At 66.8% G+C, this 256-nt stretch carries 1 protein-coding gene; it reads left to right on the plus strand.

The features are described 5' to 3' along the window. On the plus strand, nt 1–256 hold a 256-nt coding region (locus tag C5F48_RS24705; protein WP_258186610.1), incomplete at both ends, for a penicillin-binding transpeptidase domain-containing protein.

Consider the following 256-nt stretch of genomic DNA (forward strand, 5'->3'; position numbering starts at 1 on the left):
CACCGGCGAGATTCTCAGCCTCGTCTCGCTGCCCGACTTCGACCCGAACGACCGGCCGCAGCCGCTGGTCGGCAAGAAGGACGATCCCGCCGACAGCCCGCTGTTCAACCGCGCGGTGCAGGGGGTCTACGAGCTCGGCTCGACCTTCAAGATCTTCGCCGTGGCCCAGGCGATGGAGCTTGGCCTCGTCAGCCCCGAGACCATGGTCGACGCCAACGCGCCGATGCGCTGGGGCAAGTTCCGCATCAAGGAATTC

The organism is Cereibacter changlensis JA139 (assembly GCF_003034985.1).
Taxonomy (GTDB): domain Bacteria; phylum Pseudomonadota; class Alphaproteobacteria; order Rhodobacterales; family Rhodobacteraceae; genus Cereibacter; species Cereibacter changlensis.